We start from the raw sequence: 17,280 nt of genomic DNA, 5'->3' as shown, positions 1-17,280 counted from the left end.
AAGATGTGGGGGTTTTGGGTTAAATTATGATTTAAGAATTAAAAGAAAGACAGCAATACCGTCTTTCTTTATGTTGTCTTTTTAAATAGAAAAAATGTTTATTTAAGAAAAGCGCTGAACTCTGTTTTTAATTTTTGTAATTTTGGTGGAATGGCAAAGTTGCAATAGCCTTGGGTTGGGTTTTTACTAAAAAAATTCTGATGATATTCTTCTGCTTGGTAAAAAATCGGCGCTTTTTCCACGCGAGTAACCACAGGAATGTCATTCGCTTTTAGTGCGGCGATTTTATCGTTGATGATGGCTAAATCTGTTTCATTATCATAAAAAATCACAGAGGCATACTGTGTACCAACATCATTACCCTGACGGTTAAGAGTGGTTGGGTCGTGTGTGGCAAAGAAAATATCTAAAATGGTTGACAGATCGATGACTTGTTTATCATAGACAATCTTGATGACTTCCACATGTCCTGTCTGTCCGCCACACACTGATTCATAATCTGCTGTCTCTGCCTGTCCACCTGCATAACCACTGGTTGCAGAGATTATGCCTTTGACTGTCAAAAATACCGATTGGGTGCACCAAAAACAGCCACCCCCTAGAATAATTTCTTGCATAATCATACCCTTAATATTATGAAAATATGTGTTAAAAATGATAGAATAGCACATATTTTATAAAAAACCAATAACTCATGCCATACAGTGATCATGTCCCTAGTCCAAACATTAATCCAACTATCGATACTGGTATGGATACACTTTTTACCACACCTCTTGATAAACATGCCCGTTTTAGTTTTGATGAACAAGTGGTAATGTGCTTTCCTGATATGATACGCCGAAGTGTTCCCGGTTATGGACAAGTACTTGCCATGTTGCCAATTTTTGCTCGCCGTCATTTGGGGTATCGCCAACAAAAAAATGATAAAAAAATCAGCCGTGTCTATGACTTAGGAACATCACTTGGAGCAGTTTTATTTACATTGGCAGGTGAATTTGGTGTGGACGAAGTGGAGCTTATCGGCATTGATAATTCACAACCCATGACCGAACGTGCTACTGTCTTATTAACTGAGCATTATCCTAATCATGACATTCATATCATTTGTGGTGATATTAATGAGATGGTATTTCAAAAATGCGACATGATTGTGTTAAATTTGACTTTACAATTTTTAGCACCCATTAAGCGAGTAGAACTTTTGCAAAAATGTTATGACGCATTGGCGGATGGAGGTATTTTAATATTGACCGAAAAAGTGCATTTACTTGATGAGCAAGATGACGCATGGCAAGTTGAGCGATATTATGACTTTAAGCGTGCCAATGGATATAGTAATCTTGAAATCAGTGCTAAGCGAAATGCCTTGGAAAATGTGCTAATTACTGACAGCGAATATAAACACAGTAAGCGATTGACAGCGGTGGGCTTTACAAGACAGATGACATGGTTTCGCTTTTTAAACTTCATTTCCATCATTGCGTTTAAATAGGAACGTGCTTATTTTTTATGGCATAATTTATGATTTACTCATTTTTCATGCAAAAATTGATTAAAATTGTAAGTTTTTATCAATGTTGGATATGCCGAACACTGATGAATTTTTAGCAATTTAGATGACATACCTAATTTTGACTTTTGACACTAAATGACCGATGACCACCATTGCTGACTTTGAAAAAGATTTATATCTGTTCTTATTGAACATTGCCAAAAATAATCCTACTGCTTATGAATGGCTTGCTCGTCTGCCAACATGGCTTAGTGATATCAAGAATAAATCACGCTACGCCCATGCTCCTTATTATACATCCGCCATCGCCAAACTGCCAAAAGTTCATCCTGTGGCGGTGAATTTGACTGATAAAGTTGCCATTAGGCTGGGTGATGATTGGCAAATGGGTGAATATAAAAAAACCATGGCACTACTAAAAACCCTCATGCCATGGCGAAAAGGCCCTTTTTTTATCGGTTCAGATGATAAGCTTATACACATAGATACCGAATGGCGTTCGGACTGGAAATGGGAGCGAGTTGCTTCTCATTTGAATTTAGTAGGTAAACGGGTGTTGGATGTTGGTGGCGGTTCAGGTTATCATGGCTTTCGCATGTTAGGGGCACAGGCTAAGTCAATAGTGGTCATTGACCCATCGTGTTTGTTTTATCATCAGTTCATGGCAATCAAGCACTTTGTGGGGTCGTGTGATGTGCATTATGTGCCTGTGGGGCTAGAAGTGTTACCAGCTGGGGGATGGTTTGATGTTGTGTTTAGCATGGGGGTGTTGTATCATCGTTCATCACCTTTTGAGCATTTAGAGCGTTTAAAGGCTCAGTTGTGTCATGGCGGCACGCTTGTGCTAGAAACGCTTGTCGTTGATGGGGATGAGCATACCGCCCTAGTGCCATTTGAGCGTTATGCGATGATGAATAACGTGTATTTTTTGCCAAGCGTACCTGCTTTGACAAAATGGCTTGGAAAAATGGGTTTTGTGGACATTCGTTGTGTGGATGTTAATGTTACTGATACCAACGAACAACGTGCGACTAAATGGATGGATTATCAGTCATTGACGGATTTTTTGGATAAAGATGACAAAACCCTGACCGTCGAAGGTTACCCTGCTCCCAAACGGGCGGTGATGATTGCCAAAAAGCCATAGGGTCTCAATCATGTTTGTGTTGTAAGAAGCGGATTATGTCTTTGTCAAGTGGGGATTTTAAATGCGTGATGCTAATTTGATGGATGTGACCCATGGATTTTGGATGGATGCCTTAGATGAACCACGTTTTTAATACAAATTCAATCACGATTTTTAATAAAAAACCGACAAAGCCTGCCCCCAACGCCACAAAAATCCAAAATGTCCCTGCCTTGCCTGCATTGGTGCTTTTTGCCATGTCCCACATGATAAAAAACAAAAAGGCAATGAATGCAGGCAGTAATCCATACATTCCAATTTTGACAATCAGTCCTTCGGAGATGGCAACAATCATAAAACACCTTGTGTGAATGGATGAAAATAAGCCATTATAACATAGTTTGATGATATGGCGGTATGGCTTATTTTCCTGTCAGCTGTCCTGCTATCCAACGTTTGACAGGCGGTAAGTGATTACTTACTCGCAAGGTCAAATCTCGCACCACTTGCATGGGCGTACTGTCATCGGTAAACATGCCTACCATTAAGTTGGTGCCATGATATAAGGGGCGAGTGTGGGCTTGGTGGCGAAGGTTGTATTTTTGTAGCAAAGCAGGGCTTGCGATGTCTTGCTCTTTGGCGTGAGCGTCTAGGATGAGCGTAGCAAGAGTATTTGCTCCCATGATGCCTAGGTTGAAGCCATGGGCGGTAACAGGGTGCATGCCTACCGCACTGTCGCCGACCAAAGCTGAGCGAGTGGATACAAAAGTCTTAGCATGTACACCCATGAGTGGATAGTGGTGTATTGTGCCTGCTAAGGTCAGTTTGCCTAAGCGATCATCCATCATACGCTGAACCTCTAAGGCAAGTTCATCACCTGTCATTGCAAGTAGGCTATTAGCTTGGGTGTTATCTAGTGTGATGACGCAGTTGGTCAAATGCTCATGTAAGGGTAATAAGGCAAGTGTTCTGCCATGCAAAAAACATTCTCTGGCAGTTGCTTCGTTGGATAAAGGGTGTGATACCCGAAAGACGATGACTGTTCTCCCAAAGTCGTTCATCTCCGCTCCAATACCGAGTTTTTTGCGTACAAAGGACAGACGACTGTCCGCTCCAATGAGTAGATTGGCGCTTAGGGTGCGACCATCTGCTAGGATAACCTCTGCTTTTTGGTTGTTGGTTTTGATGTCTAGGACGGATTGTTCGGTTAGGATATTGACATTGGGTAAGTCCTTAACTTCATCATAAAAGGCTTGTCTGATATTGTGGTTTGAGATGAGATTACCCAAACGGTCAATACTGCTTAACAGTTTTAAATCTTTTGGCACTTTAAAATGTAGGGCATAATTAAAATCGCCATTATACACCTTAGCATCAGCCAGTTTATAAATTTCATCATCAGCCATGCGTTGCCATGCCCCCAAATCCAGCATAATCTCACGAGAGCGGTGCGTTAGGGCAATCTCACGACCATCATAGGCAGGGTTTGCGATGTCATTTAGGGGAGATTTTTCAATGATGGTTACGGTCAAATCTGTACCCTTAAAATGCCGTGAAAAAGCAAGCCCAGCAGGACCTGCTCCGATGATGATGATGTCGCTGTGTGTTGTATTCATGATAGGCCTTATGATGGATGAGTGGATTATTGGTGGTTGGCAAGTTCGTTTTTTAAGGCGGTTTTTAGCCAGCCTTTTAAATCGTCAGAAACTTGTGCCATGTGTTCTCCCAAAAAGTCGTCAATCTGTTTGCTTAATTTGTCTGTAATGCGTGTCTCTAAGGCATCCAAATCCTTGGGGTGTAACCTTTGGGTGGGGGTAGATGTTTGACTAAATGGCGCTTGAGGCGTCTCTAAGTTATGAATGATGCGAGCAGGGATGGGTGTGTCATCTTGATGAATAAGAAATAAATCTGCAAGGGTTTGCCCAAAATCAGCATGGTTGAATTCAAATTCATGAGCGGGGGTGCTACCGTGAAGCATGTCAATGATGTCATCGAGCTCTTGATGAAAGGCGTTTTTGATGGCGGTAGGGATGGTGTGCCAACGTTTGGTAAATTGGGGGCTGGGCGAGAATGTGCTCATGATTATCCTTAAATGTTTGATGCTATTGTAATGTAAATTGATGAGTTTTTAAAGACAATGCTTAAAGATTTGATGGTTAATTTTTGCCCTGTGCTTCAAAGGCGATAAAGGCTTGGCTTTTGTGAATTTGCCAGTTGTCGCCGTCTTTGGTGATGAATAAGGCGATGATGTTATTTTGGTCTGCCAATTTGATGGCATCATCTTGGGCGATGGCGGTCAAGGCGGTTGCCCAACCGTCTGCCACTGCTGTGGTGTCAGCGATGACCGTAACACTCGGCACGCCACCAATGACAGGGGCTGCCGTATGGGGGTTGATGGTATGGCTGTATGTTTTGCCATCATAATCAAGTGAGTTGCGGTAATTGCCACTGGTTGCCATGCTTTTTCCTGATAAGGTAACAGTGGTCATAATCTCACGGTTTGTGGCGGTACTGCCCATGATGGGTTTGTCAATGGCAAGCGTCCATGGTAGCCCTTTATCGTTTACGCCATTTGTGGCAATCTCGCCACCAATCTCTACCATATAGTTGTTAATGTTGTATTTGGATTTTAGGATGTCTGCTATCATATCCACGCCATAGCCTTTGGCAATTGCTGAGAAGTCAAGTCCCACACCGTCTGTGGTTTTTGATAATTCATTGCCATTTAGTACGATTTTATCAAGTCCGATGGTGTTACGTACGGCTAGGATTTCAGCTTGGGTAGGGGGATTTTGTAAGCGTTCTACACTCATCTTTGCCCCAAAACCCCAAAGCTCCACAAGTGCATGGACGGTTGGGTCAAAGCTGTGATGTGATTTTTCATAGATAAGTCGGCTGTCGGATAAGACTTTGATAAAGTTGGGGTCTATTTGTATGGTTTGTCCTGCATTTAGGGCGTTGAATTTATTGATGGTGCTGTTATCTTGATAAGTGGACATGCTGTTATTAATCTCATCGAGGCGAGCATCTATACTTGCTTGTATCTCATCACCATTTGCCCCATCTGGCATCTCAAAGGTGATATGATAACTCGTTCCCATCGTCTGCCCATCTATCTTTTGGTACGTGGTAGATGGCAGGGTGGGGGTGCAAGCAATGATGGGCAGGGCAGCGACACAAATGATAAAATTTGATGGTTTCATGGTTGGTAGTTTGGCGTGGTTGTGTTGGATTTTGGTTATTTTAGCATAGAGTTGGCTGACTTAAAATGATCCTGTTCATCATCACAAGATTCATGACGTTTTTTGGTGTAATGGTAGGGCATAAAGCCATCAAGTCGCCCACGCCATCTTCAAAATCCCTGCAATCACAAATGGTGTTATCATGACCGCCAAGATACTGCCTGCCCCAAGCATGGCAAGAATGGGTAAGCCGTTTAACCCTGTGGCATATAAATCTACTGCCCCGGTGGCAAAGATGAGTACAGGCAGTTGCATGGGTAGGGCAATGAGTGGTACAAGTGCTGCCCCATTTTTTAGGGTGAGTGTGAGTGAACTTGCGATGGCAGAGAGCATCAGTAACATGGGCGAGCCGACCATGATGGATGCAAAAAGCATGAGCATATCACCCACAGGCAAGCCAAATAATGGTATCGCCAAAAATGACAATATCGCCACAAGAGCTGCACTAAACAGCCAATGTAGTGCCAAACGTACCGCTATCCATACCGCTAGGGACGAGTCTGAGACGATAAGCTGAGCGAGCGTGCCATTATCAAAATCAGGACGAAACAGCTCTTCTATGCCCATGACCAGCGATAATAGTACCGCTATCCATACCGCAGAGGTGGCAAGGCGTAAGAGTATTGTAGGTTCTGCTCCGATGGCTAAGGGAAACAGCGTCATGATGAGTAAAAACAGCACCAAAGGGTAGAGCCATTGTATCGCTCCTTGACATTTGATGTGCCATTCTCTTTGTAATAAAACTCTCATAGGGCAAACTCCGTCAAGTCCAATATGCAGTTTGCTCCTTGCATGGCTTGATGACTTGTGGCAAGTACTGCTCCGCCTGTATTTGCAAAGTCCCCAATACGCTTTTCTAGTTTGGCGACCATCGTCATGTCTAGGGCAGTCAAGGGTTCATCAAGTAGCCACAAAGGGGCATGGTTGGGGGTCATGATAAATAGCCGTGCCAGCCCAATGCGTCTTTTTTGTCCTGCTGAGAGCCAAACGCTAGAAGTGTTGCCCAAGCCATATAATCCAACCATGTCAAGGGCGGTGTCTAGCATGTCATCGTCCGCCTGTATGTCATACAAAGACAACAAAAAGCGTAAATTCTGGGCGACGGTCAAAGCAGGGCTGATGCCAAGCTGATGGGCGATGTACACAAGAGGGGATTTGGTTATCGTGCCATGTGTGACGGGCAACAGTCCTGAAATTTGGTTTAGTAAAGTGGTCTTGCCCAGTCCATTTTCACCGACCAGATGACACACATCGCCTGCATGTAGGGTAAGATTGACATCATTGCATAAGATAAAATCACCCCGTCCAATGGCGACTTGATGGAGTTGTAAAATTGCTAAATGGTTCATGGGGTTATTTTTGATTTAAAGCATTATATTTAAAGCATTATCATAACAAATTTTGGGAAAAATTTGAATGATGACGGCAAAAATGATGATTGTTTTGTGGGATTAAAAATGATAACTTGTGTTATCAGTTAAAAATGTTTAAAATATGCATTACTGCATAGTATTTATGAGTTTTTCATGTTATTTACCCCTATCATTGACAATACCCATGCCGTACATCATCAATATGTATGCACGTCTATCGTGGCATATTATTATGATAAACATATGACGGACGATTACTCGCCCATTGCCTTAGACCGACAGCGTATGGATAAAGCCATTCATGCTGATAGGGTTGCTTTGCCAAAAGGGCTGGAAAAATCACAAATTCATGCGTTTTTATTAAACCGTGCCAAACAAATTAACCATGCCTAAACAATCCTGATATAATACGCCCTGATGACAAACAGGGCTTTTTTATGACCGATATTTTACTTGGCGATGAATTTGTAAAAGAATATCCTAATTTTCCGCCCAATTTACAAAATGCGATTGTGGATTTTATTTATTTGGTTGAGCGATACGGATTTGACCATGCCGTTTTTTGTCATTATAAAGGTAAAATCAGTCCGTCTTGGCGAAATCTATCGCCAACCGACCCCAATTATACCTATACCTACACCAATCATCTATGGCATTATCACATTGGCATACCGTCCTATCGCCTAAGCCCAACGGGGCATTATCACACGTCTGATATGGTGCTACATTTTATTTGGCATAAAAAGCAGGACAGTATCATCATCGTGGACTGCACCGACCATTATCGTTATGATAAGTCATTTTGGTTACCTGCACCACAGTATTTAACAGCAAGTAAATGATGATTTAAAATATGCCTTGTTAAAATTTGTCAAATTGAAAAATCCTCAAAAACCCCAAATAATGCTTTTTAATTCCCTTATGTTTTGTTATGCTAATTCTTAAAATATCACTCTTTAAAATACAACCAAGGCAACTTTATGTTTAAAAAAATCAAAAGTCTATTTAAAAAATCCAACCCCAACACAGGGACAGATAAACCAACAGACACCCCAAAAACCGCTAAACCCAAACAAATCCTAACCGTCCCCACCACCAAGCTCACATCACGCCCCATAACCCGTGACATCATGGCATGGCTTGACAAACAAGATTGGAAATACAACCACCGCCCACCCGATGACGGTGGACACACACATCATCTTATCATGGGCTTTACCGACCGTGAGAACGACTGGACGTGCGTGTTTCGTATCAACGAAGACAATCAGCTTGTTTCGGTATTTGGTATACTAGATGATGGCGTGCCTGTCAGTCATTATACCGCCATGCTTATGGAGATTGCCAAGATAAATATGAACATCAGTTTTGGCGGAATTGAGCTTGACCCTGCTGACGGTGAGGTGCGTGCCAAGATTGCTTTTGATGCAGAATTTACCCCTTTAACTGATCAATTACTGGCTTGTTATCTACAAGTTTTGGCAGGATTGACCAAAGTGGCTCAGGGCATCATGATGCTTGTGTTGGCAGATGATGAGCCAAGCCAGTTTGCAGGCGATTATATGGACACAGATGATGAGATAAAAACGGTTGTGAATAATGAAAAGCGGACGTTTTTTCTACCCACGCATACCGCTCAGTAAACCATGCTAAAAATTGCTTATTCGCCCTTATTTTGTCATTCTCTGCCAGTCTCTCACCGCTTTCCCATGGCAAAATACGACCTAATCCCCAAAAAACTGCTTACCGATGGCATCATCACGCAAGATAATTTATTTCATCCCGAGCTGTTATCAGAACAAGAGATTCTAAGCACGCACACCGCTGATTATTGGCACAAATTAAAAACAGGCACGCTCACGGACAAAGAGATTCGTAAAATCGGTCTGCCCATGTCCGCCAGTCTTATTAAGCGAGAACGCTACATTACGCACGCCACTTACGAATGTGCCTTATACGCCAAAGAATACGGCATCTCTTTGTCGGTATCAGGTGGTACGCACCACGGATTTGCTGACCATGGTGAGGGATTTTGTGTGTTTAATGACGTGTGCGTGGCGAGCAATCTGCTCTTAGCACGAGGGCAAGCCAAACGCATTTTGAGCGTGGATTTGGATGTGCATCAAGGCAATGGCAATGCCTCCATCATGGCAAATAACCCTGCTGTCTTTGTGTTTAGCATGCACGGCAAAAAGAACTATCCCTTTATCAAACCATCGTCCGACCTAGATATAGAGCTTGATGACAGCACAGGTGATGAAGCATATTTGACGATGCTGGGTGAGACTTTGCCCAAGATTATCCGTGAGTTTGACCCTGACATGCTATTTTATCAGGCAGGCGTGGATGTGCTGGCGACGGATAAACTGGGTAAATTATCGCTTAGCATGGCAGGTTGCTATGAGCGAGATAAGATGGTACTTACCACCGCACACAAGGTGGGCATCCCTGTCGCTGTTGTCATGGGTGGGGGCTATTCACCTGACATTGAGACGGTGGTGGCGGCTCATTGTGGGGTGTTTGGGGTGGTTTTGGGGTTAATGACATCTTAAAGTGCCTTTACACCAAACTAATCTGCTCACGAATTTTTTGTTTAAATTCATATTTTGATTTGGGCGTAATTGCGTGATAACGCCTTTTTGATAATTCCAAAAATTCCAATTCTTTATCAATGCCGATAAATTGCCTACCCAAAATGGTTGCTGCAATACCTGTGGTACTAGAACCTGAAAAAGGATCTAGTACCATGTTACCTTTTTTAGTGCTTGCCAAGATGATCCGAGATAATAACCCAAGAGGTTTTTGCGTTGGGTGTTTGCCTTGCTCTTTTTCCCATTTGCTTACGGCAGGCAATCGCCAAACATCTTTGGCTTGTTTATCACCATTTAATTTTTTCATCAAATCATAATCAAAATAATGTGGCATCTTAGAATGCTTTCTTGCCCAAATTATCCATTCACTCGAATGGGTAAAATAACGACAAGAAAAATTAGGTGGTGGATTGGGTTTTTCCCAAGTGATTATATTTAATATTTTAAAGTTATTTTCTTTTAATAATTGACCAACGGTAAAAATATTATGGTGTGTGCCACTTATCCAAATGGTTCCATTGTCTTTTAATAATCGTCTGGATTGTGCTATCCATTCATGATTAAAATTGTAAATACTGTTTTCATTGTCATTTGTATCCCATTCGCCTTTATTAACCGATTGGATGATGCCATTTTTAAAAGTTAATCCACCATTGGATAAAAAATAAGGCGGATCGGCAAATATCATATCTATGGAATTGCTCTGAAAATGCGACATGATATCAATACAATTACCTTGGTAGATATTAAAGGTTTGATCACTTGCTTCAAAATAAGGATTTAGTCCCATTTTACCAATCCCTTATAACACCTTCACTATTTATCTGTTCAATAAAACTTTGCAAAGTGTATAAATTATAAACGGAGGGAATATGAATATAGGCTTCTTGTAATTTATTTTTGGCAGTTTTCCACCCTTGCCCATCGGTAATCCAAACAAACTCATACTGTGGATACTGATTTATTTTCGGTGCAACATCGGTATAAGCTCTGGCAACTTCATTTAATTTTGATCCACCACCATTATAATAATTGGTTTCAATCACATAGGTTTTGATTTTTGTTTTGATGACAAAATCAAATTGTTTAACATCAGCTCCCAAACTTTCAATGTCTGTAAAAATGGTATTTCTAACTTCCTTTTTATAATAAATGCCAGCACGGTCAAATAACGATTGAACAGCTTTTGACATATTGTCTCCGCCACGATTTTTACGAGCATTGGTATCCAAGCCTACTTCAATGCCAAACACATAATCAACCAAGTTCTTGATATTTCTGTCTCTAAATATATTGGCAAGTCCTGTATTTTTAAGAAAATCTATAATTTTATCCGCCGATTTAAAGTAGCTGTTTAATACCACCACTTGACCTTTTTCATCCAGCGTTTTCTTTTGTTCTTTTTGCCTAACTGCAATCAATATCTCTAAAACACAAAACGCATTTGGACATTCTGCATATAGTTCATAAACGGCTTGTGCCAAATCATCTTTGCCTAACAAATAATTCAGTTGATTTAATTTAATCTCAATTTGAGCGACATTCTTTTTTACTTTATCAAAGTCAGTAAAATAATCCAAAGTGGCATTTGTTTCTGACATGCTATTTAAAAAATCATCAAATGCTAATTTCATATTAAACTCCGTTACTAACCATAATTTCATTTACCTTTTTGCGACCATTACTATTGGCACTAATAGTGCGGTTAGCTTGTATTCTCTCAATTTTAAAATCTTGATACAATTCATCAAAAAATTCATCAGATGAATTGGTATTTTTTGGATCGGAATTGCTTAATAAAAAGTAATGACCTATCTCATCTATTTTTTTACAAAAGTTTGCCAACCGTTTTTGTTCATTATCGTCAAACCCATTATCAGAATAAGAGGTAAAACTTGCTGTATCACTGATTGGGCGGTAAGGCGGATCAAGATAAAATATACAAGGAAAATTATTTGGCAAGTGATTTAAAACCAATTCAAAATCCCCTGTTAGTATTTTTGTATTTTGTAGTTTTTTTGAAATGGTTAAAATATTGTCTTTATCTATAAATGTTGGTTTTTTATAACTGCCGATAGGAACATTGAATTGATTGTTTTTATTAACACGATACAAGCCATTAAAAGCAGATTTATTTAAAAAAATAAATAAACCTGCCTGTTCAACATCATTGCCATTTCTTTGATTAAAAATATCTCTTTTGTGATAAAAATAAGGTTTTTTACTCTCTATGTCTGTGAGTTTATCATAATGATTTTGCATATTTTCAATATATTTTATCAAATCATCTGGTTTATTTTTAATGACTTGATAAACATTGGTTAAATCAGCATTGTAATCATTGATGATAAGCTGTTTTAGATGTGGCAAATCGGACAATGCCCATAAGGACACCGCCCCACCACCAACAAAAGGCTCTACCAAACAAAAATCTTGTGAATGGACATAATCAGGCAAGCGTTTTTGAATTTTATCAAGCAAAGAATTCTTACCGCCCGCCCATTTTATAAAAGGTTTCATGACTTTTCTATTGTTTATCATAATAAGTTAAGCAAATAGACCAAAAGATGATCCATTTGCTGTTGTTAGGATCACAAATTCCCCAACGCCCCTACCTGCTTCTCCACTTCCGCCAATTGCCCAATCAACACGCAACCAATCGGAGCGGTTGGGTGCTGTTTTTTGAGAAAAACAGGGTCATCAGCTTGGCAAATGGTGGTATTGGACAGGGTGTAAAAACCCGCGTTTTTTGAGTTTGGTCATCAAACGCACAATAAACCACCGCTTCATAACGCTTAATGTATTGACTGGCACGAATTTTTAAAAAATCATTCAGCACCGCCACGCCACAATCAAAACTCTCCCTATCAAAACTTTTGTCAAATTTAACGACCGATAACACGATAGCCTCTTGCCAAAAGTGCGTTTATCTCATCAGACGGCTCATCGTCAAGCATGGCAAGGACTTTTTGCCATTCATCTTGATTTAGATAAATGGTTTCGGACTGTTCTAGACTTAGGGCTTTTTTGTAGGCGCTTTGAGCCATAAAGCTACTGACCAACACGCCAAGACATTGGCTTGCCTTTTCAATCAAGGCTTTGGCGTGGGGTGTGGTGCGGATATTGATACATTCGGTTGCTGGCATAGTGTGTCCTTTTGGTGTCGGATTGATGTACAATTTATAAGGGGGATTGAGGTGGGTGTCAATTTTGAAATAATACTCACCCCAATTTGCTTAAAATTGCCACTAAGAGTTAATTGCCCAAAAACAAATCTGCCAATTTAAGAATTACAAGAATAAGGCAGTATCCAAACTTTCAACTTTGTAAACTATGTTTAACTTATTGCTATCATACCAATTTTCCAAAACCTTAAGATCGTTGTTAACTTCATCAAGGCTTGTATGGCTAAAATCAATTTCCATGGAGCATAATCCTGTTAAAACAACTTCAAACTCTCCTCTCACCAAGTAAACATAATCATTAACATCATCTATTACTTCCAGCTCTTCATCAAATGTTGCATAAAAATCAGGTTTGTCAATATAAAATTCAAGAGCAACCCAACCTGTTACCGATACTTTGAAGAATATTTTATTTTCACCCACTAAAATAGGGTTATTAAAATCAATATCAATATCAATATCATCTAATATTTCACTTATAATGGCTGTGTCATCATTGCTATAAGGAAATTCTTTTAACTGCTTATATAGTATCTTATAGTCAATATCAGATGATGATAAAGTATTGCTCCGTATGTCATCTCTCTTATCTTTAATAAGAAAGTCTATTATGTAACGTGTATTAGGATACTCATATATGTCTTTGAGCATTTCCTTCACGTATTCAAAATTAAAAAAACCATCTAGCGTTTTAAATATTGTGAATTTTACGTCTTTTTCAAAAGTATTTACTATTTTTTTATCACTTGCAACGACAATGATATTACTTTCAGGGTTCTTATCAGCAATTGTATAGATTGATTGACATATAAAACTATCAGGTATATCATTTCGATTTTTCGGATTTGTTAATGGTCTATTCCCTAAAAAATAAGCTTCTAAAGCCTTTATGGTCTGCTCCACATCAATCTCAGCAGTAATTGCCCTTAAATCATGGAAGTATGCTTCATTTTTTGAACGAGAATATTCTATTAAGCTATCTTTCATACTTTTGGTTTTTTCTGAAATTTCATTTATTTCCCCAAATCCTCCAGTAAGTTTGTTTAATTCAAGCAACTCTTTTATACTCTTCCTGTATTGCTCTTCAACTTCTTGGGTTCTCTGGGTCTCAATTTCTCTTTTTACAACATAGGGAATATAAATTTTTATTTTTCCTCTTTGTGATAGCTCACATAAGTTTTTATAAAAGGGGTGGGTGTGATAAATTTTAGACAAAACACTTGTATCAAAAATTACAATCATAAATAAACTCCTATTAAAATCAGACATAACCAGCCCTGACTATGCCTGATTTTTCCTTAGATTTCAACGGCGAGTTATAGACTACTCAACGCCCCCACCTGCTTCTCCACTTCTGCCAACTGCCCTTGTAACTCAGAGAGTTTGGCTCGCTCGGCTTCTACCACATTTGCAGGGGCTTTGGCGATAAAGTTGTCATTGGACAGCTTTTTGTTGATGGCATCTGCTTGGGTTTGCAGTTTATCACGCACTTTATTTAGGCGGTTTAGTTCAGCGGTCGGGTCAATCAAGCCTTTCATGGGGACAAGCACTTTCATTTGTCCAACCATGCCAGATGATGATAATGGCACCTCTTCGCCAGTTTTGACAATCGTTAGGCTGTCTACTTTGGCAAGGGTTTTAAATTGATTGTCAATGCGTACAAGGCTTGCTTTTTGTTCATAGCTTGCCCCTTGAATTAGCACAGGTAGACGCACGGCATTGCCCAGTTTCATCTCGCCACGAATGTTTCGCACCGCACCGATAAGGCTTTGTAGCCATGCCATGTCGCTTTCGGCTTGTTCGTTGATTTTGCTGTCATCGCACTTGGGGTAGGTGCTTAGCATGATGCTTTTGCCTGTTTTGCCCAGCAGTGGCGTGATGGTTTGCCAAATCTCTTCGGTGAGATAGGGCATGATGGGGTGGGTCATTTTCATTGCCATTTCAAGCACAAAGAGCAGCACATAACGGATTTGGGCTTTTCGCTCATCGCTGACTGTGCCGTCTTGTTCTGATGCGTTTAAGCTGGATTTGGCAAGCTCCACATACCAGTCGCAGTATTCATTCCAAATAAATTCATAAATGGTCTGACTCATCAAGTCAAAACGGTACTGGCTCATATGCTCGTGAATGTCATTGATGGTGGCGTTTAGGCGGCTGATGATCCAGTGTTCAGGCAACTGCCAAAGCTTGGGGTTGGCGGATTTATCAATGTTTTGGGGATTGCCATCTTTGTCAATGCAATTCATGAGTACAAAGCGAGTGGCGTTCCAAATTTTATTACAAAAATTGCGATATCCTTCAATGCGTTTTAAGTCAAAGTTAATGTCTCGCCCTGTGCTGGCAAGTGATGCGTAAGTAAATCGCAGGGCATCTGTGCCAAAGGCTGGGATACCGTCAGGGAATTCTTGGCGGGTTTGTTTGGCGATGTTGTCCGCTTCTTTTGGGTTCATCAGCCCTTGGGTGCGTTTGTTGACCAGATTTTCCAAATCAATGCCATCAATTAAGTCAATGGGGTCAAGCACATTGCCTTTGGATTTGCTCATTTTTTGCCCTTGGCTGTCTCTGACCAGACCATGCACATAAACGGTCTTAAAGGGGACTTGGGGCTTGCCATCTTTGTCTTTGATAAAGTGCATGGTCATCATAATCATGCGAGCAACCCAAAAGAAAATGATGTCAAATCCTGTTACCAGCACGCTTGTTGGGTGAAAGGTTTGTAGGGCATCGCCATAATCATCAAAGCTGGTCTGACCTGTCCAGTCAAGCGTGCTAAATGTCCACAGAGCCGAGCTAAACCAAGTATCTAGCACATCATCATCTTGGCGAAGGGGGGTATCGGCTAAGCTGTATTTGGCACGCACTTCGCTTTCATCACGCCCCACATACACATTGCCATTGTCATCATACCATGCAGGGATACGATGCCCCCACCACAGCTGACGGCTGATGCACCAGTCTTGGATATCACGCATCCATGCCATATACATGTTGGTGTATTGTTGTGGCACGAATTGAATGTCGCCATTTTGCACCGCTTCAATCGCTGGTTTGGCAAGGGTTTCAATCGCCACATACCATTGGTCGGTAAGTAATGGTTCAATGACTGTACCAGAGCGGTCGCCATAGGGGCGTTTTAATTCGTGGGGTTCTACTTTTTCTAAAAAGCCGTGCGTTTCTAGGTCGGCAATGATTTTTTTACGAGCGTCAAAGCGGTCAAGCCCTTGATAAGCAGGCGGACAATTTTCGTTCATCGTGCCGTCAAGGTTCATTAGGTTAATAATCTCAATGTTTTGGCGTTCGCCGACTTCGTAGTCATTAAAATCGTGGGCAGGGGTAATTTTTACGCACCCTGTACCAAATTCAGGGTCAGGATAAGGGTCAGCCAGCACAGGAATGACACGGTCGGTTAAAGGCACATGCACCATTTTACCCAAAATGTGCGTATATCGGCTATCATCAGGGTGTACCGCCAAACAGCCGTCTGCCAAAATGGTCTCTGGGCGAGTGGTGGCAATGTGCATATACTTGCCGTCAAGGCTTGCTCCATTGGCGTCCGTTTGCCCAGCGGCAAAAGGATAGCGAACGTGATACATAAAGCCTTTTTCATCACGATTTTCCACTTCCAAATCACTAATGGCGGTTTTTAATTTGCAGTCCCAATTGACAAGGCGTTTGCCACGATAAATCAAGCCCTCATCATAAAGCTGTACAAACACTTCTTTGACCGCTTGCGACAGACCGTCGTCCATGGTAAAGCGTTCACGAGACCAGTCCACGGACGACCCCAAGCGGCGAATTTGGCGAGTGATGTTGTTACCTGACTGCTCTTTCCATGCCCAAACCTTGTCAATGAACTTCTCACGCCCCAAATCATGACGGCTGATGCCTTGTAACCCAAGCTGACGCTCCACCACCATCTGTGTGGCGATGCCTGCGTGGTCGGTACCGGGCTGCCAAAGTGTGTTATGACCCATCATGCGATGATAGCGGGTTAATGTGTCCATGATGGTGTTGTTAAAGCCATGCCCCATATGCAGCGAACCTGTAACATTGGGCGGCGGCAAGGCGATGGAAAAGACGTTTTGTTTGTCGCTGATGGCAGGGTTTGATTGGGGTTTAAAATGGCCTTGTTGTTCCCAGATTTTGTACCATTTTTGTTCAAGTTCGGATGGGGTGTAGGTTGTGGGTAGGGTCATGATGATGCCTTTTTGGTGTAAGCTTAGATAAAAATTTGTTTATTATAGCAA

The 17,280-nt window shown here is 41.1% G+C and carries 20 protein-coding genes; 6 read left to right on the top strand and 14 right to left on the bottom strand.

Annotation, left to right across the window (positions count from 1 at the left end):
* Nucleotides 1-98 precede the first annotated feature (98 nt).
* Nucleotides 99-617, bottom strand: a complete 519-nt coding sequence (msrA, locus tag A7456_RS10125) for a peptide-methionine (S)-S-oxide reductase MsrA (protein WP_067010319.1) — start codon at nucleotides 615-617, stop codon at nucleotides 99-101.
* 134 nt (nucleotides 618-751) lie between these two features.
* Between msrA and cmoA the strand changes: the two genes are divergently transcribed.
* Nucleotides 752-1,495, top strand: coding sequence for a carboxy-S-adenosyl-L-methionine synthase CmoA (gene cmoA, locus A7456_RS10120; RefSeq protein ID WP_145916123.1), 744 nt, complete (start codon nucleotides 752-754; stop codon nucleotides 1,493-1,495).
* 163 nt (nucleotides 1,496-1,658) lie between these two features.
* Nucleotides 1,659-2,663 (top strand): tRNA 5-methoxyuridine(34)/uridine 5-oxyacetic acid(34) synthase CmoB, encoded by a 1,005-nt coding sequence (cmoB, locus tag A7456_RS10115; RefSeq protein ID WP_067010316.1) that lies wholly within the window; start codon nucleotides 1,659-1,661, stop codon nucleotides 2,661-2,663.
* Between the two features lie 112 nt (nucleotides 2,664-2,775).
* On the opposite strand, the gene A7456_RS10110 is transcribed toward cmoB, so the two are convergent.
* The 6 genes from A7456_RS10110 to ccmA form a co-directional block, all read right to left on the bottom strand.
* Nucleotides 2,776-2,997: a DUF2788 domain-containing protein gene (locus A7456_RS10110; RefSeq protein WP_066888609.1), complete on the bottom strand. Its 222-nt coding sequence runs from the start codon at nucleotides 2,995-2,997 to the stop codon at nucleotides 2,776-2,778.
* A 67-nt stretch (nucleotides 2,998-3,064) separates the two neighbouring features.
* Nucleotides 3,065-4,258, bottom strand: coding sequence for a 5-demethoxyubiquinol-8 5-hydroxylase UbiM (gene ubiM, locus A7456_RS10105; protein ID WP_066888607.1), 1,194 nt, complete (start codon nucleotides 4,256-4,258; stop codon nucleotides 3,065-3,067).
* A gap of 26 nt (nucleotides 4,259-4,284) precedes the next feature.
* The gene (locus tag A7456_RS10100; RefSeq protein ID WP_067010313.1) at nucleotides 4,285-4,722 is read right to left on the bottom strand and encodes a hypothetical protein; all 438 of its coding nucleotides are present in this window, start codon (nucleotides 4,720-4,722) and stop codon (nucleotides 4,285-4,287) included.
* A 76-nt stretch (nucleotides 4,723-4,798) separates the two neighbouring features.
* Entirely contained in the window at nucleotides 4,799-5,845 is a 1,047-nt protein-coding gene (locus A7456_RS10095; RefSeq protein ID WP_067010310.1) for an FAD:protein FMN transferase, read from the bottom strand.
* Between the two features lie 129 nt (nucleotides 5,846-5,974).
* Nucleotides 5,975-6,634: a heme exporter protein CcmB gene (locus tag A7456_RS10090; RefSeq protein WP_066888602.1), complete on the bottom strand. Its 660-nt coding sequence runs from the start codon at nucleotides 6,632-6,634 to the stop codon at nucleotides 5,975-5,977.
* Complete coding sequence (gene ccmA, locus A7456_RS10085; RefSeq protein ID WP_067010307.1) at nucleotides 6,631-7,233, bottom strand: heme ABC exporter ATP-binding protein CcmA; 603 nt, start codon at nucleotides 7,231-7,233, stop codon at nucleotides 6,631-6,633. The genes A7456_RS10090 and ccmA overlap by 4 nt, the downstream gene beginning before the upstream one ends.
* 177 nt (nucleotides 7,234-7,410) lie before the next feature.
* On the opposite strand from ccmA, the gene A7456_RS10080 reads away from it, so the two are divergent.
* The 4 genes from A7456_RS10080 to A7456_RS10065 all read left to right on the top strand — a co-directional run bounded on the left by A7456_RS10080 (nucleotide 7,411) and on the right by A7456_RS10065 (nucleotide 9,809).
* Nucleotides 7,411-7,650, top strand: coding sequence for a hypothetical protein (locus A7456_RS10080; RefSeq protein WP_067010304.1), 240 nt, complete (start codon nucleotides 7,411-7,413; stop codon nucleotides 7,648-7,650).
* Between the two features lie 44 nt (nucleotides 7,651-7,694).
* Nucleotides 7,695-8,099, top strand: a complete 405-nt coding sequence (locus tag A7456_RS10075) for a hypothetical protein (RefSeq protein ID WP_067010302.1) — start codon at nucleotides 7,695-7,697, stop codon at nucleotides 8,097-8,099.
* A gap of 138 nt (nucleotides 8,100-8,237) precedes the next feature.
* The gene (locus tag A7456_RS10070) at nucleotides 8,238-8,900 is read left to right on the top strand and encodes a type III secretion system chaperone family protein (RefSeq protein ID WP_066888594.1); all 663 of its coding nucleotides are present in this window, start codon (nucleotides 8,238-8,240) and stop codon (nucleotides 8,898-8,900) included.
* A gap of 3 nt (nucleotides 8,901-8,903) precedes the next feature.
* Complete coding sequence (locus A7456_RS10065) at nucleotides 8,904-9,809, top strand: histone deacetylase family protein (protein ID WP_067010301.1); 906 nt, start codon at nucleotides 8,904-8,906, stop codon at nucleotides 9,807-9,809.
* 7 nt (nucleotides 9,810-9,816) lie between these two features.
* On the opposite strand, the gene A7456_RS10060 is transcribed toward A7456_RS10065, so the two are convergent.
* The 7 genes from A7456_RS10060 to A7456_RS10030 all read right to left on the bottom strand — a co-directional run bounded on the left by A7456_RS10060 (nucleotide 9,817) and on the right by A7456_RS10030 (nucleotide 17,229).
* On the bottom strand, nucleotides 9,817-10,638 hold the full coding sequence (locus tag A7456_RS10060) for a DNA-methyltransferase (protein ID WP_067010299.1): 822 nt from the start codon (nucleotides 10,636-10,638) through the stop codon (nucleotides 9,817-9,819).
* A 1-nt stretch (nucleotide 10,639) separates the two neighbouring features.
* Nucleotides 10,640-11,482 carry a type II restriction endonuclease gene (locus A7456_RS10055; protein WP_067010297.1) on the bottom strand — a complete coding sequence of 281 codons (843 nt, stop codon included), beginning with the start codon at nucleotides 11,480-11,482 and terminating at the stop codon, nucleotides 10,640-10,642.
* A 1-nt stretch (nucleotide 11,483) separates the two neighbouring features.
* Nucleotides 11,484-12,368, bottom strand: coding sequence for a DNA adenine methylase (locus tag A7456_RS10050; protein ID WP_082995567.1), 885 nt, complete (start codon nucleotides 12,366-12,368; stop codon nucleotides 11,484-11,486).
* A gap of 124 nt (nucleotides 12,369-12,492) precedes the next feature.
* Entirely contained in the window at nucleotides 12,493-12,750 is a 258-nt protein-coding gene (locus A7456_RS10045; protein WP_067010293.1) for a hypothetical protein, read from the bottom strand.
* Nucleotides 12,734-12,994, bottom strand: coding sequence for a type II toxin-antitoxin system TacA family antitoxin (locus A7456_RS10040; protein ID WP_067010291.1), 261 nt, complete (start codon nucleotides 12,992-12,994; stop codon nucleotides 12,734-12,736). The genes A7456_RS10045 and A7456_RS10040 overlap by 17 nt, the downstream gene beginning before the upstream one ends.
* Nucleotides 12,995-13,138: 144 nt before the next feature.
* Complete coding sequence (locus A7456_RS10035) at nucleotides 13,139-14,275, bottom strand: PIN domain-containing protein (protein WP_067010289.1); 1,137 nt, start codon at nucleotides 14,273-14,275, stop codon at nucleotides 13,139-13,141.
* Nucleotides 14,276-14,349: 74 nt separating this feature from the next.
* Nucleotides 14,350-17,229, bottom strand: coding sequence for a valine--tRNA ligase (locus A7456_RS10030; RefSeq protein WP_067010286.1), 2,880 nt, complete (start codon nucleotides 17,227-17,229; stop codon nucleotides 14,350-14,352).
* Nucleotides 17,230-17,280: the final 51 nt, after the last annotated feature.

It is taken from the genome of Moraxella nonliquefaciens, from assembly GCF_001679005.1.
In the GTDB taxonomy this organism is placed as follows: domain Bacteria; phylum Pseudomonadota; class Gammaproteobacteria; order Pseudomonadales; family Moraxellaceae; genus Moraxella; species Moraxella nonliquefaciens.
The sequence above is the reverse complement of the archived record's forward strand: the minus strand, read 5'-3'. Positions and strand labels throughout refer to the sequence as shown.